The sequence below is a fragment of the Mesorhizobium sp. M3A.F.Ca.ET.080.04.2.1 genome, assembly GCF_003952525.1.
In the GTDB taxonomy this organism is placed as follows: domain Bacteria; phylum Pseudomonadota; class Alphaproteobacteria; order Rhizobiales; family Rhizobiaceae; genus Mesorhizobium.
The window spans coordinates 2,750,952-2,775,697 of the sequence record NZ_CP034451.1 but is presented as its reverse complement, the minus strand read 5'-3'; the positions used below and the strand labels follow the sequence as shown (position 1 = coordinate 2,775,697).

Sequence of the window (24,746 nt, the reverse complement as noted above, 5' to 3'; positions counted from 1 at the left end):
TGTGGCCCGCTCTTCGGTTGCGCCGGCAGTTTCGCGGCTCAAATCTACTCCCGCAACGCGCGCCGCAGGATCTTGCCGACCGGCGTCTTCGGCAATTCGGTGCGGAATTCGATGTATTTCGGCCGCTTGTAGCCGGTCAGGTTCTGGCGGCAATAGGCGGTCAGCGTCTCGAGGGTCAGCGCCGGATCCTTCCTGACCACGAACAGCTTTGGCACCTCGCCGGAGTGCTCGTCCGGCACGCCGATCGCCGCCACTTCGAGCACGCCGGGGTGCTGGGCCACCACCTCTTCCAGTTCGTTGGGATAGACGTTGAAGCCGGAGACCAGGATCATGTCCTTCTTGCGATCGACGATCTTGGTGTAACCCTGGTCGTCCATGAAGCCCATGTCGCCCGACTTGAAGAAGCCGTCCTTGGTCATCACCTTGGCGGTTTCGTCAGGCCGGTTCCAGTAGCCTGCCATCACTTGCGGGCCGCGGATGCAGATCTCGCCCACCTCGCCGAGCGGCACGTTGTTGCCGTCGTCGTCGCGGATGGCGATCTCGGTCGATGGCAGCGGCAGGCCGATCGTGCCGGTAAACTCGCTGGAGCTGAACTTGTTGGCGGTCGCCACCGGCGAGGTTTCGGAAAGCCCGTAGCCTTCACTCACAGGCCGGCCGGTGAGCGCCTTCCAGCGCTCGGCCACGCCCTTCTGCACCGCCATGCCGCCGCCCAGCGTCAGGATCAGCGGCTTGAAGTCGAGCTTGCGGAAATCCTCATTGTTGAGCAGCGCGTTGAACAGCGTGTTGAGCCCGGGGAAGATGTGGATCGGGTATTTCTGCAGTTCCTTGACGAAGCCCGGTATGTCGCGCGGGTTGGGGATGAGCACGTTCTGGGCGCCTTGCTGCATGCCCATCAGCGCATTCACCGTCAGCGCGAAGATGTGATAGAGCGGCAGCGCGCAGACGAAGTTGAGGTGCGCCGGCTTCGGCTTGACGGTGTAGGCATCCTCTACCCAGAGCGAATTCTGCGCCACATTGGACAAAACATTGCGATGCAGCAGCGTTGCGCCCTTCGAGATCCCGGTCGTTCCGCCCGTATACTGCAGGAAGGCGATGTCGTCGCCCGAAACGGTGGCCTGCTCGAAGCTTAGCGCCGCGCCCTGCTTCAGCGCGGCGTTGAAGCCGACATGGCCGGGCAGCGACCAGGCGGGAACCATCTTCTTCACCCGGCGCACGACGAGGTTGACGATTGTGCCCTTGAGGGCGCCGAGCATGTCGCCCATCGTCGCGACCACGACATGCTTGACCGGCGTGCGGGCGATGACGGCCTGCAAGGTGTTGGCGAAGTTTTCGAGAATGACGATCGCCTGCGCGCCCGAATCCTTGAGCTGATGCTCCAGTTCACGCGGCGTGTAGAGCGGGTTGACGTTCACCACTGTGAAGCCGGCCCGCAGGACCGCCATCATCGCCACCGGATATTGCAGCACGTTGGGCATCATCAGCGCCACGCGCGCGCCCTTCTCCAGTCCCTTCGACTGCAGATAGGCGCCGAAGGCGGCCGAAAGCCGCTCGAGTTCCGCATAGGAGACTGACTTGCCCATGCACACGAAAGCCGGCTGGCCGGCAAACTGCCTGCAGGCGGCGACGAGGAAGTCTCCGATGGAGTTGTGGGACAGCGGTCCGATCTCGGCCGGCATGTTCTTGGGATAGTTCTTCAGCCACGGTTTCTGCGGCAGTCCGGCGGTAAGCTCCGTGATCGCCTTCGGCAGACGCTTGGCTGGGGCGGAAGCCGCGGCCGCCGGCGTGATCTTGGCCGCGGGTCTGGCTGCCGCAGGCTTGGCCGCCGCTTTCGGGCCAGTCTTGGCCGGCTTTGCGGCGGCGGGTTTGGCGGCGGCCTTCGACTTTGCTGCCGGCTTGGCGGCGGCCTTCGACTTTGCTGCCGGCTTGGCGGCAGCCTTTGACTTTGCTGCCGGCTTGGCGGCAGCCTTCGGCTTCGGCGCGGCGGCGGTCTTGGCTAAAGACGCGTTGGACGCGCCGGTCCCCACGGCCGGCTTTGCGGCGGCTTTTGCCTTTGAAACCGTCCTCTTTGCTGCCTTTGCCAACTCTTCCCTCCCTGGCGTTCCTAGTCTTGCCTGCCTCGTCTGCCGCGCTTGCCTCCGTTTTCGAAAGCGTCCTCCGCTGCAGCCGACAAGGCTCCCAAGAAATCCGGCGTTCTGTCTATGTATTGCCTCTGGCTGCGGCCGTGCAAGTCTTGCCCCAGCGGCAGCAGCGGGAAAGATCTGCCGTCGAAAATCCGTTCTCCTGCTCTCTTGCGGGAGAGGCTTGGGCTGCAACGCGGCGCTGATGGAAGGCGAGGCGGCCGATTTTCGAGGGGCGGGCGATCAATAAAAAAATGCAGTCGTTAACAATGTCGTGAGCAGAAAAATCTGCTCGTTTTTTCTGCGATTTGAGCAAATTTCGGATTCTTTTCCTGCTTCCCATGGGGTACGCAAGCGGGGTGTTCCAAAGCCCTGAAAACGGTGCTTATATGCGCGCTTCGCGAGCCTGATAGAGGGGCTTGGAAGAACATCAGGGAGTGCTCAATGAAAAAGACAATGGCTTTTGCAGCCGCGTTGCTGGCTGCAAGCGTCCTTGGCGGGATGGCCAATGCAAAGACGCTTGTCTATTGCTCGGAAGCGTCGCCGGCCAACTTCGATCCGGGTACCACGACCGGCGGCAACGATTTCGATGCCTCGTCGCGTACCGTCTATTCGCGCCTGGTCGAGTTCAAGCATGGCGGCACCGAGATCGAGCCCGGCCTGGCCGAAAAATGGGAAATCTCGGACGACGGCCTGGTCTACACCTTCCATCTGCGCAAGGGCGTGAAGTTCCAGACCACCGACTATTTCAAGCCGACGCGCGACCTCAATGCCGATGACGTGGTCTTCTCCTTCGATCGCCAGTTCAACAAGGAAAATCCCTGGAATGGCGACAAGTATCTGCCGAACCTGACCTGGGACTACTACACCGGCATGGACATGCCGAAATACGTCGCCAAGTGGGAGAAGGTCGACGACCTGACCGTCAAGCTGACGCTGACCGAGCCGAATGCGCCGATGCTGGCCAATCTCGGCATGGACTTCGCCTCGATCGTATCGAAGGAATATGCGGACCAGCTCCAGAAGGACGGCAAGATGGCCGACTTCTCGACCAAGCCGATCGGCACCGGCCCGTTCCAATTCGTCGACTATCAGCTGGATTCGGTCATCCGCTATGCGGCGAACCCCGACTACTTCAAGGGCAAGGAGAAGATCGACGACCTCGTCTTCGCCATCACGCCTGACGCCACCGCCCGCATCCAGAAGGTGCTGGCCGGCGAATGCGATGTGGCGCCCTATCCGAACCCGGCCGATATCGCCACGATCAAGGCCAACCAGGACGTGACCCTGATGGACCAGGCCGGTCTGAACATCGGCTATATGAGCTACAACACGACCATCCCGCCGCTCGACAAGCCCGAGGTGCGTCATGCGCTCAACCAGGCCATCGACCGGGAAGCGCTGATCAAGTCGCTGTTCCAGGACGCCGGCGCGACGCCGGCCCAGAACCTGATCCCGCCGACCATGTGGTCGTGGAACAAGGACGTGAAGTTCGATTCCTACGATCCGGATGCTGCCAAGAAGGTGCTGGCCGATGCCGGGCTGAAGGAAATCCAGCTCTGGGCATCCGACCGCGTTCGTCCGTACAACCCGAACTTCCAGCGCGCCGCCGAACTGATCCAGGCCGACTGGGCCAAGGTCGGCGTCAAGGCCGAGATCGTCAACTACGAGTGGACGAAGTACCGCGAGGAAGGCAAGAAGAAGGAGCGCCCCGGCGCCTTCCAGATCGGCTGGACCGGTGACAATGGCGATCCGGACAACTTCTTCGCCACCCTGTTTGCCTGCTCCGCCATCGGCGTCTCGAACTACTCCAGCTGGTGCGACAAGGACTTCGAAGATCTGATCCAGAAGGCCAAGAAGACCAGCGATCAAGCCGAGCGCACCAAGCTCTACGAGCAGGCGCAGGTCATCTTCCAGAAGCAGGCTCCGGCCTTCCTGCTGGCGCACAGCCAGGTCTATGCGGTCGTGCGCAAGAACGTCAGCGGCTTCATGATGGACCCGCTCGGCATCCATCGCTTCGACGGCGTCGACAAGGCCGAATAGAACCTCTAGGGCGGGCGGCGCGGAATGGCGCCGCCCCCTTTTTCAAGATGATCCGATATCTCCTCAATAAGATCGCGCTCCTGATCCCGACGCTGGTCGGCATCACCATCTGCGCCTTCGCCTTCGTCCGGCTGCTGCCCGGCGATCCGATCCTCGCCATGGCCGGTGAGCATGGCGTCAGTCCCGCCCGTTACGAGCAGCTCAAGGAACAGTTCGGCTACAACCTGCCGATCTGGGAGCAATATGCGCGCTATGTCGGGGAAGTCGCCACCGGCGATTTCGGTGTCTCGATCTCGTCCAAGCGTCCGGTCATCGAGGAGTTCAAGACACTCTTCCCGGCAACGCTGGAACTGTCCTTCTTCGCCATGATCTTCGCCATGGTGCTCGGCATCCCCGCCGGCATCTTCGCCGCCGTCAAGCGCGGCTCATGGTTCGATCAGTCGCTGATGGGCACTGCGCTGGTCGGCTATTCCATGCCGATCTTCTGGTGGGGCCTGCTGCTCATCATCTTCTTTTCCGGTTATCTCGGCTGGACGCCGGTGTCCGGCCGCATGGGTCTGCAGTTCTTCCTCAAGCCGATTACCGGCTTCATGACCATCGACAGCATCATCTACGGCAAATGGGACGCCTTGCGCTCGGCGCTCAGTCATCTCGTGCTGCCGGCGATCGTGCTCGGCACCATTCCGCTGGCGGTCATCGCGCGCCAGACGCGCTCGGCCATGCTCGAGGTGCTGGGCGAGGACTATGTCCGCACCGCGCGCGCCAAGGGGCTATCGGCGGCCCGCGTCGTCGGCGTGCACGCTTTGCGCAACGCGCTGATCCCGGTGGTCACCACCATCGGCCTGCAGGTCGGCACGCTGCTGGCCGGAGCCATCCTCACCGAAACCATCTTCGCCTGGCCGGGCATCGGCAAGTGGATGGTCGATTCCATCTTCAAGCGCGACTATGTCGTCGTACAGTCGGGTCTGCTTCTGATCGCGCTCATCGTCATGGCCGTGAACCTCATCGTCGACGTGCTCTACGCCGTCATCAATCCGCGCATACGGGCAGCGTGATGAGCCAGTCGACCGAAATCGCCCCAATGGCCGCCGGCAGTCCGGATCGCCTCACCGGCCTCAGGACCTTCTGGCATTACTTCTCCGTCAACCGCGGCGCCGTGATCGGCCTGCTGGTGTTCATCCTGCTGGTGCTGGCGGCGCTGTTTGCGCCGCTGCTTGCGCCCTATGCGCCTGACGTCCAGGACAAGACGGCGTTCCTCAGGCCTCCGGCATGGCAGACCGGCGGCAGCTCGCAATATATCCTCGGCACCGACCCGGTCGGCCGCGACATCCTCTCGCGCCTGCTCTATGGCGCCCGCTTCTCGCTGCTGATCGGCGCCGTCGTCGTCACGCTGGCCCTGGTCGGCGGCATCACGCTCGGCCTGCTCGCCGGCTATTTCCGCGGCTGGGTCGATGTCGCGATCATGCGCGTCATGGATCTCATCCTCGCCTTCCCGTCGCTGCTTCTGGCGCTGGTGCTGGTCACCATCCTTGGTCCGGGCCTGTTCAATGCGATGCTGGCGATCGCGCTGGTGCTGCAGCCGCATTTCGCCCGCCTGGTGCGCGCTGCCGTCATGGCCGAGAAGAGTCGCGAATACGTCGTGGCGGCTAAGGTGGCCGGCGCCGGCCATCTGCGCCTGATGCTGGCGACGATCCTGCCCAACTGCCTGGCGCCATTGATCGTTCAGGGCACGCTGTCCTTCTCCAACGCCATCCTCGAAGCCGCCGCTCTCGGCTTCCTCGGCCTCGGCGCGCAGCCGCCGACGCCGGAATGGGGCACGATGCTCGCCTCCGCGCGCGAGTTCATCCTGCGCGCCTGGTGGGTGGTGACCTTCCCGGGCCTGGCGATCCTCATCACCGTGCTTGCCATCAACCTGATCGGCGACGGTCTGCGCGATGCGCTCGATCCGAAGCTCAGGAGGTCGTGATGGCGCTGCTCGACATCCAGAATCTCGTCGTCGAGTTCCAGACCGCGTCCGGTCCGTTCCGCGCCGTCGACGGCGTGTCGCTCCATGTCGACGAGCGCGAGGTGCTTGCCATCGTCGGCGAATCCGGCTCCGGCAAATCGGTGTCGATGCTGGCCGTGATGGGCCTGCTTCCGTGGACGGCCACCGTCACCGCCGACCGCATGAGCTTCAACGGCCGCGATCTCCTCAAGATCAGTCCGGCCGACCGCCGCAAGATCATCGGCAAGGATATCGCGATGATCTTCCAGGAGCCGATCGCCAGCCTCAATCCCTGCTTCACCGTCGGCTTCCAGATAGAGGAGGTGCTGCGCTTCCATCTCGGCATGGATCGCGCGCAACGCCGGGCGCGGGCCATCGAGCTCCTGAAGCAGGTCGGCATTCCCGAGCCGGCCGAGCGGCTCAACTCCTTCCCGCACCAGATGTCGGGCGGCCAGTGCCAGCGCGTGATGATCGCGATGGCGATCGCCTGCAATCCGAAGCTGCTGATCGCCGACGAGCCGACGACGGCGCTCGACGTCACCATCCAGAAGCAGATCCTCGATCTGCTGGTCTCGCTGCAGGCCAAGTACGGCATGGGCCTGATCATGATCACCCACAATATGGGCGTTGTCGCCGAAACCGCCGACCGTGTCATCGTCCAGTACAAGGGCCGCAAGATGGAGGAGGCCGACGTGCTGTCGCTCTTTGAATCGCCGAAGAGCAACTACACGCGCGCGCTGCTTTCGGCGCTGCCTGAGAACGCCGTCGGCGACCGGCTGCCGACCGTCTCCGACATGCTGTTCGAGCCGGCGCCCTCGGAAGCCAGGGCATGACTGGAGCCAGCGCATGACCAAGGTCGTCGAAGGCAAGAACATCGTGCGCGACTACCATGTCGGAGGCGGGCTGTTCCGCCCCGCGCGCACCGTGCACGCTGTGAAGGGAGTCACCTTCAGCGTCGAGAAAGGCAAGACGCTGGCCATCGTCGGCGAAAGCGGCTGCGGCAAGTCCACCCTCGCTCGCATCATCACGCTGATCGATCCGGCGACGTCCGGCGAGCTCTACATCGACGGCAACAAGGTCGACATCGCAAGGGACGGCCTGAGCAAGGAGATGCGCCGCAAGGTGCAGATCGTGTTCCAGAACCCGTATGGTTCGCTCAACCCGCGCCAGAAGATCGGCGACGTGCTCGGCGAGCCTCTGCTCATCAATACCGACAAGCCGGCCGAGGAACGGCGCGACCTCGCCATGAAGATGCTGAAGAAGGTCGGCCTCGGACCCGAGCACTACAACCGCTATCCGCATATGTTCTCGGGCGGCCAGCGCCAGCGCATCGCCATTGCCCGCGCGCTGATGCTGAACCCGAGCCTCTTGGTGCTGGACGAGCCGGTCTCGGCGCTCGACCTCTCGGTGCAGGCGCAGGTGCTCAACCTGCTCGCCGACCTGCAGGACGAATTCCAACTGACCTATGTCTTCATCAGCCACGATCTTTCGGTGGTGCGCTACATCGCCGACGACGTGATGGTCATGTATTTCGGCGAAGCGGTCGAATACGGCCCGCGCGAGGAGGTCTTCTCCAACCCGCAGCACGGCTACACCAAGACGCTGTTTGCCGCCACGCCGCGCGCCGACATCGCCTCGATCAAAGCGAGACTGGCGAAGAAGGCGGCCTGAGGCCAAGGTCAGGCGCGATCGCGTGCTCTCCCAATATGAGCGCGTCACAGAACGGCCCGCCGCCTGCGACGCGACGCCGGATGGCGAGAGAGGCGATAGGCTCGATGGCTCGCTGAAACGATCGCGGGGTTGAGGACGTCACGATCCACTGACGGATATGTGATCGCGCCGTTCACCCCGCATTCAGCCGGCCACGTGCTATCTGGTCGCGGGGGTGACCACGGAGAATCCTACTCATGCTCACCAGATATATTCTGCCCCTTGCCGTCGCCGCAGGCACCTTGATGCTGTCCAGCGTCGGCTCGCAGGCAATGCCCATGGCAAAGCCAAGCGCCGCTCCGCTGCCGATCGAAAGCGTCGGCTGGCGATGCGGTCCCGGCTGGCACATGAACCGCTGGGGCAATTGCGTGCCGAACCACCGCATGTTGATCCGGCCGAGGCGCCATTGGCACCCCGGCTTCTGGTACCATCACCGCTGGCACCCGGGTCATTGAAACTGGTGATCCTTCAAAGGATCGCCTTGGACGCCCGCTCCGGAAACGGCGCGGGCGTTTCTTCGCGCACGCATCGAGCGGTCAAACCCGACATTCTTCCCGAGCGACGGCACCACGCCCGACCAGAGTGATCCACGACTGACCGCGAAGCTATTTCGGCGTGTCCACGACCACCAGTTGGTCCGGCTTGAAGCCGGCATGCTGCGGTGTCCAGACGTCGCCCTCGCGGTTGAACCAGTGGCAAAGATAAGTGCCCGAGGCGGCGCCGTCGCTGATCGTCATTTGCGGGCCCCCGGATTTCAGCCTGACGACGTCACCGGTCTTGAAACTGTAGGGCATTTTGACCTCCCATGCTGATGCCGGGATTCTCCCACCAAACGCCGCGCCCAACAATGGCCGATGCTTTTCGCCGGTTGCTGCAGGATGCTGGAAGCGGCAAAACCGCTTCTTGCCTCAGGGCGGCTTCGATTTTGCAAGCTCCGAGGTTGCGGGTGCCCGGTCGGGCAGCTAAGCCGGTTCGAAAATCCGCGACGAAAGGCAGAACCGATGAAGGTCATCTCCACATCCAAAGCGCATGGCGGCATCCAGGGCGTCTATTCCCACGCCTCCGAGGTCTGCGCCTGCGACATGACCTTTGCCGTTTTTGTGCCGCCGCAGGCCAAGGAAGGGCCATTGCCCGTCCTCTGGTACCTGTCGGGCCTGACCTGCACGCACGCCAATGTCATGGACAAGGGCGAGTACCGGCGCCAGGCGGCCGAACTGGGCCTCGTCGTCGTTTGCCCCGACACCAGCCCGCGCGGACCTGACATTGCGGACGAAAAGGACAATTGGCAATTCGGCAGTGGCGCCGGCTTCTACCTCGACGCCAAGCAGGAGCCCTATGCCAAGAACTACCGCATGTACTCCTACCTCATCGAGGAATTGCCGGCGCTCTTGGCCGCCAATTTTCCGGTCGACATGTCGCGCCAGTCGATCTTTGGCCATTCGATGGGTGGGCATGGCGCGCTGACGATCGCGCTGAAGAATCCGGAACGGTTCAAGAGCTGCTCGGCCTTTGCGCCGATCGTGCAGCCCAGCACCGCAGGCTGGTCGCGCCCGGCATTCGAGAAATATCTCGGACGGGACGAGAAGAACTGGCGCGCCTACGATACCACGCTGCTCATCGAGGACGGCTACCGCTTCGCCGAATTCCTGGTCGACCAGGGCACCGCCGACGGGTTCCTCCAGGACGGTCTGCGTCCATGGTTGCTGGAAGAGGCTTGCGGCAAGGCAGGCATCGAGCTGACGTTGCGCATGCAGGACGGCTACGACCATTCCTACAACTTCATGTCGACCTTCATGGGCGACCATCTGAAGTGGCATGCCGAGCGGCTGGCCAGGTAGGGACCGCAACGCCAGTTGCTTGCCCAGACGACCGAACTTCAGATCGGGCGGGAGGGGCGTTATCCTGTGTTGGCCGGAAGTGAAAACTGGTGCCGCTTGCGTGACTCGAACACGCGACCCCATCATTACGAATGATGTGCTCTACCAACTGAGCTAAAGCGGCCCGGGGAAGCGCTGGGCTTCCAAGATGCGCTGCGTGATAGACTCAACCGGCCGCCAATTCAAGATGCTCAGCGGCGAATTCGGGCCAATTCGCCTCGAACGCGGCTGCGCCATGCGGTTCGCGTCTTCTCGCCCGCCCATCGGCTGGTGTGGTTGATCGCGTGATCGGCGGCAAATCCCAGCCGGCCCCGATCCATAAAAAGGTGTTGATTCCCCAGCAAAAACCGCCGAAATGGGGCTTTGGACGCGCTGGCAAAGGCAGCCGCTCGTCCGTTGCTTGGTTGGTCGCCTGCGGCCAACGATCATCGGATGGCAGCGCACGTGCAGAGGGATCTCGCTTGGACGCCATCGAGAAAGCGATCCGCAACGCCTTCGAAAAAGGCAATGCCGAGGACCGGGCGTTCCGCGAGAGGGTCTACCGCTCGGCCTTTGCGGCGCTGGATCGCGTGCTGCAGGCCAATCCTAACCTGACGGTCGAGGCCGCGATCAGCCGCCGCAAGGCGGTGCAGGCCAAGATCACCGAGATCGAATCCGAATTCCTGCCGGCGGTTCCGGACGTAACGCTGCCGCCGGATAGCATAACGCTGGCGGTCGCAGATGGAGCGGCGACGCCTGCTGTCGATCAGTCGCCGCAGGATTCGGCGCCGCCGGTGGACGCGCCGGGGCAGGCGCCGGCTGAAGCGGCACCGCCGCCGGCGATCCAGGTCGACGGGCCGGTTCAGCCTGACACGTCGGACGTGCCGCGCTCGCGCGTGCTGCCCGTCGTGCCCGACATCATGCCGGATGAAACGGCACTGCCGGATGCGCCGTCGCTCGATGATTCTCCCGGGGCTCCGGTCGGCAGCGGTGGCGCCGAGGTGGCGCCGGATCGTGACGAACGCCGGATCAGGGGCCGGCGCCTGCCGCTGACGGCGATCTTCGTTGTCGCGACGCTGCTGGCCGCCGCCGGCATCGGCCTCTATTTCGCGATCCAGACCGGCGTCTTCAAGACGGCCGCGCAGCTCGACACCGGCCCGCCGGAAGCGCCTCCGACCATCGAGGAAGAAGACTCCTCGCAGCCCGGCGAAGCCGGCTCGCCGCAGAAGCCGGGCGAGGCGGACCAGGCCAAGAACTGGATCAATGTGTTTTCGCCCAGCGATCCGACGCATGTCAGCACCCCGTCCGACGCCGCTGCCGAGGTGATGAAGGACGATACCGGTCAGTTCCTGCGCATCCGCTCCGGGGCCTCCGGCTCGGCCATCGCCTTCGACGTCGGCCAGGGCGTGCTGGAAAAGCTCGCCGGCAAGCATGCCATGTTCGACATCATCGCCCGCTCGGAAGAGGGCAAGGAGACCCAGATTTCGGTCGACTGCAATTTCGGCGAACTCGGCGATTGCGGCCGCAAGCGCTATGCTGTCGGCCACGAGCGCAACGAATATCTGTTCGACGTGCAGTTCCCGGACAAGCATCCGGGCGCCGCAGGCACCATCGCCATCAACTCCGACTTCGACAAGCAAGGCAAATCCGTCGACATCTACGAAGTCCGCGTTTCGATCGCGCAGTGAGTTGTCGGTCGTTGCCACGCCAGTCCGAAGCAGGCGCGGGTGGGATGGGGCAACTAGAGCAGTTCAGCTTTCACAGAATCGCTGACCCGCTCTAAGTTTTTGATTGTGCGCAATTCCGGACGGAAAACCGCTACACACTTTTCCTGGAATTGCCCGAGCTCGGATTTTATCTAATCAGCTGTCGAGCAGCGCCTGCAGCGTCTCGATCCGGTCGGCCTCGGCCGCCGGCTTGTCCCAACGCAGCCGCGAGATGCGCGGGAAGCGCATCGCGACGCCCGACTTGTGGCGCGTCGATCGGTTCAGGCCTTCGAAGGCCACCTCCAGCACCAGGCCGTTCCTGCGGTCGGCGCGCACCGAGCGCACCGGTCCGAACCGCTCGATCGTGTTGTCGCGGACATATTTGTCGATCTGCCTCAGCTCCTCGTCGGTGAAGCCGAAATAGGCCTTGCCGACCGGCACCAGCTCTTCCGATCCTTCCGGTCCGGCCCAGACGCCGAATGTGTAGTCGGAATAGAAGCTCGAGCGCTTGCCGTGGCCGCGCTGCGCATACATCAGCACCGCGTCGACCGTGTGCGGATCGCGTTTCCATTTGAACCAGGGTCCCTTCGGCCGTCCGGCGAGATAGGCGGAATCCCAGCGCTTCAGCATCACCCCTTCGATGATCGGATGCGGCGGCGTCTGGCGCAGCCGCTCCAGCGCTCCCCAGTCCCGAAATTCGACCAGCGGCGAGAGGTCGAAGCGGCTGGGATCGAGCGTCTTGACGAAGGCCTCGAGCCGTGTGCGGCGCTCGGCGAAGGGCAGGCCGCGCAAATCCTCGCCGTCGATCTGCAGCGCGTCGTAGCAGCGCATGAAGGCTGGATATTGCTGCTGGATCTTTGGCGACACGCTCTTGCGGTTCAGCCGCTGCTGCAGGTCGGAGAAGGTGCCGGTGGCTTCGCGCGGGTCGCCGACCAAGAGCTCGCCATCCAGCGCCGCCTCGAAATCCATCGCCGCGGCCAGGTCCGGGAAGGCGCCGGAGACGTCGTCGCCGGTGCGCGAATAGAGCCGGCGGATGCCGCTTTCGCACACCGCTTGCACTCGGATGCCGTCCCACTTCCATTCCGCCGCGTAGTCGCCGGGATCGAGTTTGTCGAGGTCGCCGTCGTCGACGGCGTTGGAGAGCATCACCGGACGGAACAGCGCCAGCGCTGCGCTCTTCGGCTTTTCCGCCCGGCCTTCGAGCCAGGCGAACAGCTCGACATAGGGCGGCGCCAGCCCGTGCCAGAGTTCCTCGATCTCGGCGACATCGACATGGCCGAGATCGGCCAGCGCCTGCTTGGCGAGCCGCGCCGACACGCCGATGCGCAGGCCGCCGGTGACGAGCTTGATGATGGCGAAACGCGCCGAAATGCTGGCGCTGTCGAGCAGCCGCGCCAGCACCCTTGGCCCATCGGAGCGGCTCGCCGCCTGCAATCTCCCGACCACCTCGGCCAGCGTCGGGGCATGGTTCGCGATATGGCCGGCGGGCTGCGGCCAGACCAGCGACACCGTCTCGGCAAGGTCGCCGACATAATCGTAGGAATAGCCGAACAGCACCGGATCCATGCGCTCGACCACCAGCGTGCGCAGCATCGCGGGCTTCACCGCCGCGATCGACAGATCGCCGGTGATCGCGGCCAGCGCCAGCCCGCGATCGGGGTCCTCCACGCTGCGGAAATAATCGGCCAGCAGCGTCAGCTTGCCGTTGCGCGACGGCGTCAGCACCAGCCGGTCGAGGAGCTCGGCGAAGCGGTTCATGGCTGGGTGAGCCTGGCCAATAGCGAAAGCCAGCGCGCGGCGCCCCCCTCTGGCCTGCCGGCCATCTCCCCCTCAAGGGGGGAGATCAGATGTCGCGCCGGCTTTCGCCAGTCTTCGGCGTCGCAGGAGATGCGCCGGCGCTGAAGCTGCCGATCTCCCCCCTTGAGGGGGAGATGGCCGGCAGGCCAGAGGGGGGCGCCGTAGAGTGCAGCGGCGGAGATTGGTGATCGGTATTGCATCAATCGCCCTCGTCCTCATAGCCCACGAGATGCAGCGGCCGGGCCGCGATGCCTTCGAGCTCGCACCAGCGCACCAGGGCTTCCTCGCGGCCATGCGTCACCCAGATCTCCCCGGCTCCCGTCTGCTTGATCGTGGCGATCAGCTCGTCCCAGTCGGCATGGTCCGAAATGATCAGCGGCAGCTCGACGCCGCCCTGCTTGGCGCGCTGGCGGATTCGCATCCAGCCCGACGCGAAGCAGGCGATCGGGTCGGGGAAGCGCCGTGCCCAGCGGTCGGCGAAGGCGGCCGGCGGACCGACGACGATCGCACCTTCGAAATCGGCCTTGCCGCCGCTTTCGACCGTCGCCGGCTCCAGCGTGCCGAGATCGATTCCCTGGCGCTGGTAGTATTCGCTGAGCTTGGCCAGCGCGCCGTGGATATAGATCGGCCTGTCATAGCCGGCGTCGCGCAGCAGCCGCATCACGCGCTGCGCCTTGCCGAGCGCGTAGGCGCCGATGAGATGCGAACGCTCGGGAAACTGCGCCGCCGATTTGAGCAGCCGGGCGATCTCCTCGCTGTCCGGCGGATGCCGGAACACCGGCAGGCCAAAGGTCGCCTCGGTGATGAAGACGTCGCAAGGGATCGGCTCGAACGGCAGGCAGGTTCCGTCCTTCTGGCGCTTGTAGTCGCCGGAGGCGACGATGCGTATGCCACGGTGTTCGACGGCGATCTGCGCCGAGCCGAGCACATGCCCGGCTGGATGGAAGGTTACGGAAACGCCGTTGAGATCGATCGTCTCGCCGAGCACGGCGGCCTGCTTCTTGCCGGCAAAATCCTCGCCATAGCGCAGTGCCATGATGTCGAGCGTCTCTTGCGTGGCAAGCACCGAGCGGTGGCCGGAGCGGGCATGGTCGGAATGGCCGTGCGTGATCAGCGCGCGGCCCACCGGCCGCACCGGGTCGATGAAGAAATCGCCGGGCGGACAGTAGAGCCCTTCCGGCCGTGGCTTGAGCAGGTCGCTGGCGCGCATCGTCTTCAAGATAGTGGCTAAATGCGTGGCGGGAAGCCTGTTGCAAGAGACTGCTGACTCGTCCTAGATCGTGACGCGTTTCGTTGAAACGCCGTCACGATCCAACTCTTTGTTGGAGCATGATCTCTCTCCGAAAAGCTGTTCCCACTTTTCGGATCATGCTCTGGAACCGTCCGCCGGTGCCATCGCCGGGTGAGATCCTTCGACCATGAAACCGCTTCAGGCCTCGTCCGGCGATTTGAGCGCCGACCGCCGCGCCGACTTCGCCGAGATGCTGCTCGCCTGCGGCGAGCCCGCGCAGGCGGCGGAGCTTTTGCTGGGCGCGCTGGAGCTTGCGCCGCAATGGGCGGCCGGCTGGTTCCGCCTCGGCGAGATGCAGGAGGCGGCCGGCCTTTCCGATCAGGCCGTCCAGGCCTGGAGCATGGCGCTGAAGCTGGACGCGACAGACCGGTTGGGCGCCGCGCTCAAGCTGCAGTTGATCGGCCATGCGCCGGCCTCGACAGCCCCGCCCAGCGCCTTCGTTGAAACGCTCTTCGATCATTTTGCCGATGGCTTCGAGGAGTCGCTGGTCGAAAAACTCGGCTACCGTATACCGCAGTTTCTCTCCCTGGCCATTCGTGCGGCAAGGCCCGGCCGCTTTCGGCTCGCGCTGGACCTTGGCTGCGGCACCGGGCTGATGGGCGAAAAACTGCGGCCCATGGTCGATCGGCTCGAGGGCTACGACATCTCGGTCGGGATGTTGAGGAAGGCGCGCGCCAAGGGCGTCTACGATCTGCTTTCCAAGGCTGATCTGCAGCATTTCTCCCAATCCGGCGCGAAAGCCGACCTCGTCGTCGCGACCGACGTCTTCATCTATGTCGGCGCGCTGGAACGCATCGTCGCGGCCATTGCCGAGGCGCTGGTCGACGGCGGCGTGTTTGCGTTCTCGGTCGAGACGCTTGCCGACGGCACAGATTTTGCCCTGACGCCATCGCGGCGCTACGCGCATTCCGAAGGTTATGTTCGCAGGGTCCTGACCGAGAGCGGCTTTTCGATCCGGTCGTTGGACAGCACGGTCATCCGGCACGACCGCCGCGAGCCTGTCGAGGGCTTGGCCGTCGTGGCGGAGAAGTCGAAGATTTGAACGGTGATCTTGCTGCGAAAAAGCCCGAATCGCGTGTCGGGTTGGACGGCGCGGAGATCGCAGGAGGGACCCATGCGCTGGAACATGCTGGTATTGGCATCTTGCCTGGCGGTGGCGGGCTGCGTCGGCGGCAGCTCGATGTCGGAACGCCAGGACGAGAATGTCCAGTCCTCGCTGCAATATGACAGCGTGCCCTGCGATCAGTTGCTGGCCAACCGCAACGCGCTGGCGCAACAATACAATCTGCCGGTCACGGCAAAGCCGACCTTCTCCAATCCGGCGATGGGCTTTGGTCCCTTCACGCCGGACATGCGCTCCAAGGCGCAGCGGGATACCGACAAGGCAAGCGGCGAGATCGATGCCATGAGCCGTTCGATCGAAAGGCGCGATTGCGGCAAGCCGAAGAAGAACGACAAGCTCGCGCTTCCCGGTTCGAAGCCTGCTTCGCAGCCTCAGTAACCCGCTTCGCGGTCGACGAGATTGTCGAGCTTCTCGCCTCGCTCGAAGGCGGCCATCTGTCTAAGCATGATCGGCACCAGATGCGTAGGGTCGGAGGTCGCCGCCGCATGCGGCGTGACGAACACTTTCGGATGGCCCCACAGCGGGCTGGTCTTCGGCAGCGGTTCGACCTCGAAAACGTCTAGGCTCGCTTCCTTCAGCGTGCCGTCATCAAGCGCGCGCTGGATGTCGGCGTCCCTCTGCAGCCGGCCACGGCCGGCATTGATCAGCACCGCGCCGCCGAGGCCATTGCGCTTGCGCAACTCCTTCAGCACGCCGTAATTGATGATTCCCTGCGTTTGCGGCGTGAGCGGCAACAGCACCACCAGTATGTCCGTGGCGTTGAGGAACGGGATCAGTCCCGCTTCGCCGGAATAGGTCGAAACCCCCTTCATCGGCCGATCGCTGCGTGACCAGCCATTGACCGCAAAGCCAAGCGACAAGAGCGCCGACGCTGCCGAGCGGCCGAGATTGCCAAGCCCCATGATGCCAACGGAAATATCGTTGGCCGCGCGCTGCGTCGGTTCGTGCCAGATCTTTTTTGACTGTTGCGCCCGATAGAGCATCCCCTGGCGGTGATGGTCGAGGACCCGCCAGGCGACAAATTCGGTCATATGTTGCGTCAGATTGTCGGCGACCACGCGGACGATCGGCACATCCGGCAAGCCGGGATCGGCGAAGATGTGGTCGACGCCGGCGCCGACCGAGAAGATGGCGCGCAGGTTGGGCAGCCCGGAGAGCAGGTTGGGCTTGTGCTTCCACACCACCGCATAGTCGATCGAGGGATCGCTCGGGCCCGCGGGCTCCAGCACCACCTCGCGTTCGGTCGACAGCAATTCGTGCCAGCGTTGCGGGTGAAAGCCAGTAAGGGCAAGCAGGACTTTGCCTTTTTCCATTCTCGGATTTCTTCTCTGTTGTGTCGGCCCTGAAGCCATTCCAGGAAAAGTGCGTAGCGGTTTTCCGTCCGGAATTGCGCAAAGCAAATATGCTACTCGCTCACCACGCCGGACGGGGCCGTCTCGATGCGGAATGCAGCAGAGATCAGAGCCCTTGTATAGTCGGTCTGGGGGCTGCCGAAAATCTGTTCGGCTGGTCCGGCTTCGACGATCTGGCCGTTGCGCATGACGATCACGTCGTTCGCAAGGGCGCGGATCACTTTCAGGTCGTGGCTGATGAACAGGTAGGCGAGATCATGCTTTGCCTGCAGGTTGCGCAGCAGATCCACCACCTGCGCCTGCACGCTCATGTCAAGCGCCGAGGTCGGCTCGTCGAGCATGACGAACCGCGGATTGAGCACCATGGCGCGGGCGATGGCGACGCGCTGGCGCTGGCCGCCCGAAAATTCATGCGGATAGCGGTGGCGCGTTTCGGGATCGAGCCCGACTTCCTTGAGCACCTCGACCACCTTGTCGTCGCGCTCGTCGGGGGTCAGCTTCGATGCATGGATCTTCAGCCCTTCCTCGATGATCTCGGAAATGGACATGCGTGGACTGAGCGACCCGAACGGATCCTGGAAGACGATCTGCATCTCGCTTCTCAGCGGCCGCATGGCGCTGAACGAAAGCTCGTTGATGTCGCGGCCGTTGAAATTGATCGTGCCGGTCGAGGAGATCATCCTGGCCAGCGCCAGCCCGAGCGTCGTCTTGCCGGAGCCGGATTCGCCGACCACGCCGAGCGTCTGCCCGGCGCGAACCGTCACGTCGATGCCGTCCACCGCCTTCACATGGTCGACGGTGCGGCGGAAGAAGCCGCGTTTGATCGGGAACCAGACCTTGATGTCCGTGCCCGTGATCACCGCCTTGGCGTTGGCATTCGCCGCCGGCGGCTTGCCCTTCGGCTCGGCGGCCAGCAGGTGCTTGGTGTAGGCATGCTGCGGGTTGGCGAAGATGTCCTTGGTCGGGCCCGTCTCGACGATCTTGCCCTTGGTCATCACGCAGACGCGGTCGGCGACCTTCCTGACGATGCCGAGGTCATGGGTGATGAACAGCATCGACATGCCCTTGCGGCTTTTCAGGCCTGCGAGCAGCTCGAGGATCTGTGCCTGCACGGTGACGTCGAGCGCCGTCGTCGGCTCGTCGGCGATCAGCAGCTCCGGCTCGTTGGCCAGAGCCATGGCGATCATGACGCGCTGGCGCTGGCCGCCCGAGAGCTGGTGCGGATAGGCGTCGAGCCGCTTCTGCGGATCGCGGATGCCGACCTCGGTCAGCAATTCCAGCACCCGCGCCCGCGCCTGCCGGTCGCCAAGCCCCTGGTGCAGCTTCAGCACCTCGACGATCTGCTGCTCGATCGTGTGCAGCGGATTGAGCGAGGTCATCGGCTCCTGGAAGATCATGGTGATCTTGTTGCCGCGAACGCCGCGCAACGCCTTCTCGTTGGCGCTCAGCAGATCGGCGCCATGGAACAGGACCCTGCCCGAGGGATGGCTGGCCGTGGGATAGGGCAGGAGCTTCAGCACCGACAGTGCCGACACCGACTTGCCGGAGCCGGATTCCCCGACGAGTGCCAGCGTCTCGCCTTTGGCGATGTCGAAGGAGATATGATCGACGGCAACCGACTGCATGCCGCCCTGTGCGAAGGCAACGCTGAGGTCACGGACGGAAAGCAGCGGCTCGCTCATTTGAACGTCTTGCGCGGATCGAAGGCGTCGCGCGTCGCTTCGCCGATGAAGACCAGCAGCGACAGCATCAGCGAAATCACGATGAAGCCCGAGATGCCTAGCCACGGCGCGTTGAGGTTGCGCTGCGCCTGCTTGAGCAGTTCGCCGAGCGAGGCGGAGCCCGGCGGCAGGCCGAAGCCGAGATAGTCGAGCGAGGTGAGCGTCGAGATCGAGCCTGAGAGCAGGAAGGGCAGGAAGGTCAGCGTCGCCACCATGGCGTTGGGCAGAAGGTGACGGAACATGATGGTGAGGTTGGGCACGCCAAGCGCCCGTGCCGCGTTGACATATTCGAAGTTGCGCGCGCGCAGGAACTCGGCCCGCACCACGCCGACCAGCGCCACCCAGGAGAACAACAGCATCAGCCCGAGCAGGATGAAGAAGCCGGGCGGCAGGATGGCGGCGACGATGAGCAGGAGATAGAGCACCGGGATCGCCGACCAGATTTCGATGAAGCGCTGGAACAGAAGGTCCGTCCAGCCGCCGAAATAGCCTTGCACCGCGCCCGCCGCGACGCCGATCAGCGAGGAGCCGATCGTCAGGATCAACCCGAACAGCACCGAGATCCTGAAGCCGTAGATGAGCCGGGCCAGCACGTCGCGTGCCTGGTCGTCGGTGCCGAGCCAGTTCCAGTTGCCGACGATGCAGTTGGGGTCGGCCTCGCCTTGCGGATACTGGCTGCAGCGCGCCTTCCTGTCGTAGAGCCAGGAGGGTTTGGCGGGTGCCGCTTCCGGAATGGCGTTGTTGACCGTCTGGTAGGAGTAGCGAACCGGCGGCCAGATCATCCAGCCATTGGCATTGATCTCGTCCTGGATGACCGGATCGCGATAGTCGGTCACCGCATAGAAGCCGCCGAACTTCTCTTCCGGATAGGCGACCAGCACCGGAAACAGGATCTCGCCCTTGTAGGAGGCGATGATCGGCTTGTCGTTGGCGATGAGTTCGGAACCGAGCGACAGCACGAACAGGACGAGGAATATCCAAAGCGACCAGAAGCCGCGCCGGTTCGCCTTGAAGTTCTGCAGCCGCCGCTGGTTGAGCGGCGACAGCCATGGCCGGGCGGGCCGGCGCGCAGTGGTCTCGGCGGCTGCCTGCGCCATCAGATGTCTCTCCGCTCGAAATCGATGCGCGGATCGACCCAGGTATAGATCAGGTCCGACAGCAGGCCGACGAACAGGCCGAGTAGCGAGAAGATGTAGAGATTGGCGAAGACCACCGGATAGTCGCGGTCGATCACCGACTTGAAGCCGAGCAGGCCGAGGCCATCGAGCGAGAAGATGTTCTCGATCAAGAGCGACCCGGTGAAGAAGGCCGAGATGAAGGCTCCGGGAAAGCCAGCGATGACGATCAGCATGGCATTGCGGAAGACATGCCCGTAAAGCACTTTGCTCTCCGACAGGCCCTTGGCGCGCGCGGTCACTACATATTGCTTGCGGATCTCCTCCAGGAAGGAGTTCTTGGTCAGCAGCGTCGTGGTGGCGAAGGCCGACAGGACCAGCGCCGTCAACGGCAACGTCATGTGCCAGAAATAGTCGATGATCTTGTCAGGCCAGGACAGTTGGTCCCAATTATCGGAGACGATGCCGCGCAGCGGGAACCAGTCCCAGAACGAGCCGCCGGCAAACAGCACCATCAAAAGAATGCCGAACAGGAAACCGGGGATGGCGTAGCCGACGATGACGACGCCGCTTGTCCAGACGTCGAAGGTGGAGCCGTCCTGAACCGCCTTGCGGATGCCGAGCGGAATCGAGATCAGGTAGGAGAGCAGCGTGATCCACAGCCCGATCGAGATCGAGACCGGCATCTTTTCCAGGATCAGGTCGAGCACCGAGATGTCGCGGAAATAACTGTCGCCGAAATCGAAGCGGGAATAATTCCACAGCATCATGCCGAAGCGCTCGAGCGGTGGCTTGTCGAAGCCGAACTGCTTCTCCAGCTTCTTGATGAATTCCGGATCCAGCCCCTGCGCGCCGCGATATTTCGAACTGACGTCGCCGGCGACGTCGAAATTGGGAGCGTTGGCGCCGGCGTCCCCGCCGCCGCCACCGAGGCGATCGGTCCCGCCCTGGTTGGTGAGCCTGGCGATCACCTGCTCGACCGGGCCGCCAGGAGCGAATTGGATGACGGCGAAGGAGATCGCCATGATGCCGAACAGCGTCGGGATCATCAGCAGGATGCGGCGCAGTATATAGGCGCCCATCAGCCTGCCGGGCCTTTATGAATGTGAGTATCAGGCTTTGCCAATTTTCGCCGCCTTGCCCTTGTCGACCCACCACAGCGCTTCGACCGGGAAGCCGAAATCGGGTTTGTGCTCGGGAAAGCCGAACATGTCCCAATAGGCGCTTCGATGATTCGCCGCGAACCAACTTGGAATCCAATCGCGCCGCGCGCGCAAGACCCGGTCGAGCGCGCGCATCGCGATCGTCAAGGTTTCGCGGTCCTTGGCTGCGCCGACGGCATCGATCAGTGCGTCGATCGCCGGGCTTGCCGTTCCCGGCAGGTTGCGTGAGCCCGATATGGCCGCGGTGCGCGAGTGGAAGAAGATTTCGAGATCGTCGCGGGTCGGTGTCGCGGTGAACGAGAAAGCAGCGGAGATGAGATCGAAGTCGAACGAATTCTGCCGCAATTGATATTGCGCCGCGTCGACGAGCCGGATGGAGGCATGGATGCCGACAGCCTTCATGTTCTCCACCCAAGGCGCATAAACCTGCTCGAAGGTTTCGTCGTCGACCAGGATCTCGGCCGACAGCTGTCCGCCCTTGTCATTCTTGACAAAGTCGCCCGACCGCTTCCAGCCGGCATCGGCGAGGAGCTTGACCGCCTGGCTCAGCAGCTTGCGATCGCGCCCGGAACCGTTCGATACTGCCTGGGTCACCGCTTCGCCAAAAGTCTCGGGCGGGATCTGATTTCGCAACGGTTCCAGCAGCGCCAGTTCCTGCGGTGACGGCGTGCCTTCGGCGCGAAAATCCGATTTCTCGAAGCAGGACTGCGAGCGCTGGTAGGAGCCATAGAAGAAATTGCGTCGCGTCCATTCGAAGTCGAAGCAGAGCGCGATGGCCTGGCGCACACGCGGGTCGCGAAACTGCTCGCGCCGCTGGTTGACGGCGGTGGCCTGCATGGCAGGCACCGTATCCGCAGGGAATTCGTGCTTGACCACCTTGCCGGCGACGGCGGCCGGAAAGTCGTACTGCTTGGCCCAGACACGGGAGGTGAATTCCTCGCGGTAGAGGATTTCCCCCTTCTTGAACGCTTCGAAGGCAACGTTGCGGTCCTGGTAGAACTCGACGCGGATCCGCCCGAAATTGTTCTGACCTCGATTGACCGGAAGGTCGTTGCCCCAATAGTCGGGCACCCGCTCATATTCGATCCATCTCCCTGCCGACCAGCGCCCAACCTTGTAGGCGCTTGAACCCAAGGGTGGGTTCATCTGCGAGGAATCGAATGGGTTGGCCGTGTAGAAGGCCTTCGACAGGATCGGAAACAGGACGACGTTGAGGATCGTGCGTGCCGTGTGCTTGCCGGAGAATTTGAGCTGCAGCGTATGAGCATCGACGGCGACGGCGTCTACCAGATGCGTCAACGGCAGCGCGTAGTCCGGATGACCCTTGTCCTTCAGCAGCTTGAAGGTGAAGGCGGCGTCCTCGGCCGAGAGCGGCGTGCCGTCGTGGAAGCGTGCCTGCGGGCGCAACGAAAAGGTGAAGCTGTTGCGGTCGTCTGAAATCGTGACGCTCTCGGCGACCAGCCCGTAGACGGCGTCGGGCTCATCGAACGCCCTCACCATCAACTGGTCGAAGCACATTTCCATCCGTTGCGGTGAATCGCCTTTGGGAACGAAGGAATTCAGCGTGTTGAAGGTGAGCGGGCTTTGATTTGCGCCCCAGTTCGGCGGCAGGAAATTGAACGTGCCGCCCTGCGGTGCGTCGACATTGACATAGTCGAAATGCGTGAAGTCAGGCTTGTACTTCAAGTCGCCGAAGGCCGACAGGCCATGCAGTTTGACTCCGGTCGGCGTCTCGGCGAAAGCCAGGCCCGGCAGCAGCGCTGCGGCGGTCGCCGCCGCGCCGAGCGCCAGGAAGTCGCGACGAGGAAGCACCGGCTGCCGCCCCATCAGTTGAGTGCCTTGTACTTGGCTGCCAGCGCGTTTTCTTTGTCGGGATCGATCCACCAGGAATCGATATCGACGCCGCGGTAGCTCGGCTGCTTCTGCGGCATGCCGAACTTGTTCCAGTAGGCGAGCCACACCACCGCGCGGTAATATTGCGGCACGACGTAGTAGTTCCACAACAGCACCCGATCGAGCGCATGGGTGGCGGCGACGAGGTCCTCGCGGTCGGTGGCGAAGATGATGCGGTCGACCAGCGCATCGACGACTGGATTCTTGATGCCGGAATAATTGCGCGATCCCGGCGTCTCCGCAGCCTTCGAGCTCCAGAAATCGCGCTGCTCGTTGCCGGGCGATTCCGACTGACCGAGCTGGCCGATGATGACGTCATAGTCGAAATTGTTGCGGCGGTTGATGTACTGGGTTGGATCGATGATGCGCAGCGTCGCATCGACGCCGATCTTGCGCAGATTGGCGATCCAGGGGCTGGAGATGACCTGATCCGTGTCGGCCGCGCCGAGGACCTCGAATTTGAACGGCTGACCGGTCTTGGCGTTCACCATCTTGCCGCCCTTGATCACCCAGCCCGCCTGGGCGAAAAGATCGACCGCCTGCTTCAGATATTTCCGTTCCGACTGCGGCGAGTCATAGACCGGCAGCTTGAATTCCTGCGTGAACAGTTCGGGAGGCAGCTTGTCGCGGTACTTTTCCAGAATTTCCAGTTCCTTGCCTTGCGGCAGCCCGCTCGACGCCAGCTCGGTGCCTTGGAAATAGCTCTGCGTGCGCGTGTTCGAGTTGAAGAACAGCGTGCGGTTCATCGTCTCGAAGTCGAACGGATAAGTCAGCGCCGCTCGCACCAGCCGATCCTGGAACAGCGGCCGCCGCTGATTGAGCATGAATGCCTGCATCGGCTCCGGCGAGGTGGTCTTGAACTCTTTCTTGATGACGTCGCCGGCCTTGGTTGCGGGGAAATTGTAAAATGTCGCCCAACGCCTTGAGCTGTTCTCCGACTTGATATCTTGAAGTCCGCCTTTGGTGAAAGCTTGCCAGGCGGCGTTGTCATCCAGGATGTAGGTGAAGCGCTGGGTATCGAAGTTTTCGCGCCCGATCTTCACCGGCAGCTTGGCGCCCCAGTAGTCGGGCACGCGCTGCCAGACGATCTCCGAACCTGGCTTGAAGCTGGCGATCTTGTAGGCTGCCGAACCGAGCGGCGGCTCGAGCGTCGACTTTGTGATGTCGCGCTTCTTGCCGCTGGCGTCGGTGCCTTCCCACCAGTGCTTCGGCAACACAACCAGATCGCCAAGGATCTTGGGCAATTCGCGATTGCCCTTCTGGTTGAAATGGAACTCGACCTCGCGATCCGAGACGGCGACCGCTTCGGTCACGTTCTCGAAATAGCGGCTGTACATCGGGCTGTTGGCCTTCAGCACCTGGAACGACCAGATCACGTCGTCGACGGTGATCGGCTGGCCGTCATGCCATTTGGCTCGAGGGTTGAGCCGGTAGGTCGCGGACGAATAATCCGAGGGATACTTATAGGCCTCGGCGACCAGCGGATGGCTGACGCTGCCTTCGTCCGTCGCCTGATCCATCAGCGTGTCGTAGAGAAGCCCGCCGCCGAACTCTGCGAAGCCGGCCGCCGGCGACCCCTGCACGATGTAGGGATTGAAGCTGTCGAAAGTGCCGACGACAACGGTGTTGTACGTGCCGCCCTTCGGCGCGTTCGGATTGACGTAGTCGTAGCGCTGGAAGTTGTCGCCGTACTTGGAGGGACCGATTAGCGAGGAGGTGGTGCGCCATTCGTCGGCGAAGCTGGCCTGCAGGCTGACGATAAAGGCAACCGCCAGCGATGCGAAAAATGTCGGGGAGCGGCCCACCGTCATGCGTTCTCCTCGTCACGAGCCTTCGAGCGTTTGACGCAATTCCGAACGGAAACCGGATCCCACT

At 63.4% G+C, this 24,746-nt stretch carries 20 protein-coding genes and 1 tRNA gene; 10 read left to right on the top strand and 11 right to left on the bottom strand.

What is annotated here, in order from left to right; all coding sequences use genetic code 11:
- Positions 1–44 precede the first annotated feature (44 nt).
- A complete protein-coding gene (locus tag EJ074_RS13250; protein WP_095806610.1) occupies positions 45–2,081 on the bottom strand; it encodes a long-chain fatty acid--CoA ligase in 2,037 nt (678 codons plus the stop codon).
- A 480-nt stretch (positions 2,082–2,561) separates the two neighbouring features.
- Here EJ074_RS13250 and EJ074_RS13245 point away from each other — a divergent pair, with 480 nt between their 5' ends.
- From EJ074_RS13245 to EJ074_RS13220, 6 genes are all read left to right on the top strand, one after another.
- Positions 2,562–4,160 (top strand): ABC transporter substrate-binding protein, encoded by a 1,599-nt coding sequence (locus EJ074_RS13245; protein ID WP_095806609.1) that lies wholly within the window; start codon positions 2,562–2,564, stop codon positions 4,158–4,160.
- Between the two features lie 47 nt (positions 4,161–4,207).
- On the top strand, positions 4,208–5,215 hold the full coding sequence (locus tag EJ074_RS13240) for an ABC transporter permease subunit (RefSeq protein ID WP_095806608.1): 1,008 nt from the start codon (positions 4,208–4,210) through the stop codon (positions 5,213–5,215).
- A gap of 26 nt (positions 5,216–5,241) precedes the next feature.
- Positions 5,242–6,126 (top strand): ABC transporter permease subunit, encoded by an 885-nt coding sequence (locus tag EJ074_RS13235; RefSeq protein ID WP_245420377.1) that lies wholly within the window; start codon positions 5,242–5,244, stop codon positions 6,124–6,126.
- Positions 6,126–6,977 (top strand): ABC transporter ATP-binding protein, encoded by an 852-nt coding sequence (locus EJ074_RS13230; RefSeq protein WP_095806606.1) that lies wholly within the window; start codon positions 6,126–6,128, stop codon positions 6,975–6,977. The genes EJ074_RS13235 and EJ074_RS13230 overlap by 1 nt, the downstream gene beginning before the upstream one ends.
- Positions 6,978–6,990: 13 nt before the next feature.
- The gene (locus EJ074_RS13225; protein WP_095806605.1) at positions 6,991–7,815 is read left to right on the top strand and encodes a dipeptide ABC transporter ATP-binding protein; all 825 of its coding nucleotides are present in this window, start codon (positions 6,991–6,993) and stop codon (positions 7,813–7,815) included.
- A gap of 236 nt (positions 7,816–8,051) precedes the next feature.
- Positions 8,052–8,309, top strand: coding sequence for a hypothetical protein (locus EJ074_RS13220; protein ID WP_095806604.1), 258 nt, complete (start codon positions 8,052–8,054; stop codon positions 8,307–8,309).
- A gap of 150 nt (positions 8,310–8,459) precedes the next feature.
- Here the strand turns inward: EJ074_RS13220 and EJ074_RS13215 are convergent, their stop codons facing one another.
- Positions 8,460–8,648, bottom strand: a complete 189-nt coding sequence (locus tag EJ074_RS13215; RefSeq protein ID WP_095806603.1) for a DUF2158 domain-containing protein — start codon at positions 8,646–8,648, stop codon at positions 8,460–8,462.
- A gap of 207 nt (positions 8,649–8,855) precedes the next feature.
- On the opposite strand from EJ074_RS13215, the gene fghA reads away from it, so the two are divergent.
- A complete protein-coding gene (gene fghA / locus EJ074_RS13210; RefSeq protein ID WP_095806602.1) occupies positions 8,856–9,692 on the top strand; it encodes an S-formylglutathione hydrolase in 837 nt (278 codons plus the stop codon).
- A gap of 87 nt (positions 9,693–9,779) precedes the next feature.
- Here fghA and EJ074_RS13205 read toward each other — a convergent pair.
- A tRNA-Thr gene (locus EJ074_RS13205) sits at positions 9,780–9,855 on the bottom strand.
- A gap of 337 nt (positions 9,856–10,192) precedes the next feature.
- Here EJ074_RS13205 and EJ074_RS13200 point away from each other — a divergent pair.
- Positions 10,193–11,398 (top strand): hypothetical protein, encoded by a 1,206-nt coding sequence (locus EJ074_RS13200; RefSeq protein ID WP_095806601.1) that lies wholly within the window; start codon positions 10,193–10,195, stop codon positions 11,396–11,398.
- 174 nt (positions 11,399–11,572) lie between these two features.
- Here EJ074_RS13200 and EJ074_RS13195 read toward each other — a convergent pair whose 3' ends face one another.
- Both EJ074_RS13195 and EJ074_RS13185 read right to left on the bottom strand, forming a co-directional pair.
- A complete protein-coding gene (locus EJ074_RS13195) occupies positions 11,573–13,174 on the bottom strand; it encodes a cisplatin damage response ATP-dependent DNA ligase (RefSeq protein WP_095806600.1) in 1,602 nt (533 codons plus the stop codon).
- A 238-nt stretch (positions 13,175–13,412) separates the two neighbouring features.
- Positions 13,413–14,423, bottom strand: coding sequence for a ligase-associated DNA damage response exonuclease (locus EJ074_RS13185; protein ID WP_095806599.1), 1,011 nt, complete (start codon positions 14,421–14,423; stop codon positions 13,413–13,415).
- Between the two features lie 208 nt (positions 14,424–14,631).
- Between EJ074_RS13185 and EJ074_RS13180 the strand changes: the two genes are divergently transcribed.
- Together EJ074_RS13180 and EJ074_RS13175 are read left to right on the top strand one after the other, a co-directional pair.
- A complete protein-coding gene (locus tag EJ074_RS13180; RefSeq protein ID WP_095806598.1) occupies positions 14,632–15,546 on the top strand; it encodes a methyltransferase domain-containing protein in 915 nt (304 codons plus the stop codon).
- A 72-nt stretch (positions 15,547–15,618) separates the two neighbouring features.
- Positions 15,619–16,005 (top strand): hypothetical protein, encoded by a 387-nt coding sequence (locus tag EJ074_RS13175; protein ID WP_095806597.1) that lies wholly within the window; start codon positions 15,619–15,621, stop codon positions 16,003–16,005.
- Here EJ074_RS13175 and EJ074_RS13170 read toward each other — a convergent pair.
- From EJ074_RS13170 to EJ074_RS13145, 6 genes are all read right to left on the bottom strand, one after another.
- Positions 15,999–16,940: a glyoxylate/hydroxypyruvate reductase A gene (locus EJ074_RS13170; RefSeq protein ID WP_095806596.1), complete on the bottom strand. Its 942-nt coding sequence runs from the start codon at positions 16,938–16,940 to the stop codon at positions 15,999–16,001. The two genes, EJ074_RS13175 and EJ074_RS13170, sit on opposite strands and share 7 nt — an antisense overlap.
- A gap of 92 nt (positions 16,941–17,032) precedes the next feature.
- Positions 17,033–18,661: an ABC transporter ATP-binding protein gene (locus EJ074_RS13165; protein ID WP_095806595.1), complete on the bottom strand. Its 1,629-nt coding sequence runs from the start codon at positions 18,659–18,661 to the stop codon at positions 17,033–17,035.
- Positions 18,658–19,797, bottom strand: coding sequence for an ABC transporter permease (locus EJ074_RS13160; protein ID WP_095806594.1), 1,140 nt, complete (start codon positions 19,795–19,797; stop codon positions 18,658–18,660). The genes EJ074_RS13165 and EJ074_RS13160 overlap by 4 nt, the downstream gene beginning before the upstream one ends.
- Positions 19,797–20,897, bottom strand: a complete 1,101-nt coding sequence (locus EJ074_RS13155; RefSeq protein WP_095806593.1) for a microcin C ABC transporter permease YejB — start codon at positions 20,895–20,897, stop codon at positions 19,797–19,799. Before EJ074_RS13155 ends, EJ074_RS13160 begins: the two co-directional genes overlap by 1 nt.
- 30 nt (positions 20,898–20,927) lie before the next feature.
- On the bottom strand, positions 20,928–22,805 hold the full coding sequence (locus tag EJ074_RS13150) for an extracellular solute-binding protein (protein WP_129553509.1): 1,878 nt from the start codon (positions 22,803–22,805) through the stop codon (positions 20,928–20,930).
- Entirely contained in the window at positions 22,805–24,682 is a 1,878-nt protein-coding gene (locus EJ074_RS13145; RefSeq protein ID WP_129553508.1) for an extracellular solute-binding protein, read from the bottom strand. Before EJ074_RS13145 ends, EJ074_RS13150 begins: the two co-directional genes overlap by 1 nt.
- Between the last annotated feature and the right edge of the window lie 64 nt (positions 24,683–24,746).

What these genes read in the sequence shown, in the direction of transcription:
- EJ074_RS13245 (WP_095806609.1), top strand. Translation starts at nt 2,562, where the DNA reads ATGAAAAAGACAATGGCTTTTGCAGCCGCGTTGCTGGCTGCAAGCGTC.
- EJ074_RS13240 (WP_095806608.1), top strand. Translation starts at nt 4,208, where the DNA reads ATGATCCGATATCTCCTCAATAAGATCGCGCTCCTGATCCCGACGCTG.
- EJ074_RS13235 (WP_245420377.1), top strand. Translation starts at nt 5,242, where the DNA reads ATGGCCGCCGGCAGTCCGGATCGCCTCACCGGCCTCAGGACCTTCTGG.
- EJ074_RS13230 (WP_095806606.1), top strand. Translation starts at nt 6,126, where the DNA reads ATGGCGCTGCTCGACATCCAGAATCTCGTCGTCGAGTTCCAGACCGCG.
- EJ074_RS13225 (WP_095806605.1), top strand. Translation starts at nt 6,991, where the DNA reads ATGACCAAGGTCGTCGAAGGCAAGAACATCGTGCGCGACTACCATGTC.
- EJ074_RS13220 (WP_095806604.1), top strand. Translation starts at nt 8,052, where the DNA reads ATGCTCACCAGATATATTCTGCCCCTTGCCGTCGCCGCAGGCACCTTG.
- EJ074_RS13215 (WP_095806603.1), bottom strand. Translation starts at nt 8,648, where the DNA reads ATGCCCTACAGTTTCAAGACCGGTGACGTCGTCAGGCTGAAATCCGGG.
- fghA (WP_095806602.1), top strand. Translation starts at nt 8,856, where the DNA reads ATGAAGGTCATCTCCACATCCAAAGCGCATGGCGGCATCCAGGGCGTC.
- EJ074_RS13195 (WP_095806600.1), bottom strand. Translation starts at nt 13,174, where the DNA reads ATGAACCGCTTCGCCGAGCTCCTCGACCGGCTGGTGCTGACGCCGTCG.
- EJ074_RS13185 (WP_095806599.1), bottom strand. Translation starts at nt 14,423, where the DNA reads ATGCGCGCCAGCGACCTGCTCAAGCCACGGCCGGAAGGGCTCTACTGT.
- EJ074_RS13180 (WP_095806598.1), top strand. Translation starts at nt 14,632, where the DNA reads ATGAAACCGCTTCAGGCCTCGTCCGGCGATTTGAGCGCCGACCGCCGC.
- EJ074_RS13175 (WP_095806597.1), top strand. Translation starts at nt 15,619, where the DNA reads ATGCGCTGGAACATGCTGGTATTGGCATCTTGCCTGGCGGTGGCGGGC.
- EJ074_RS13170 (WP_095806596.1), bottom strand. Translation starts at nt 16,940, where the DNA reads ATGGAAAAAGGCAAAGTCCTGCTTGCCCTTACTGGCTTTCACCCGCAA.
- EJ074_RS13165 (WP_095806595.1), bottom strand. Translation starts at nt 18,661, where the DNA reads ATGAGCGAGCCGCTGCTTTCCGTCCGTGACCTCAGCGTTGCCTTCGCA.
- EJ074_RS13160 (WP_095806594.1), bottom strand. Translation starts at nt 19,797, where the DNA reads ATGGCGCAGGCAGCCGCCGAGACCACTGCGCGCCGGCCCGCCCGGCCA.
- EJ074_RS13155 (WP_095806593.1), bottom strand. Translation starts at nt 20,897, where the DNA reads ATGGGCGCCTATATACTGCGCCGCATCCTGCTGATGATCCCGACGCTG.
- EJ074_RS13150 (WP_129553509.1), bottom strand. Translation starts at nt 22,805, where the DNA reads ATGGGGCGGCAGCCGGTGCTTCCTCGTCGCGACTTCCTGGCGCTCGGC.
- EJ074_RS13145 (WP_129553508.1), bottom strand. Translation starts at nt 24,682, where the DNA reads ATGACGGTGGGCCGCTCCCCGACATTTTTCGCATCGCTGGCGGTTGCC.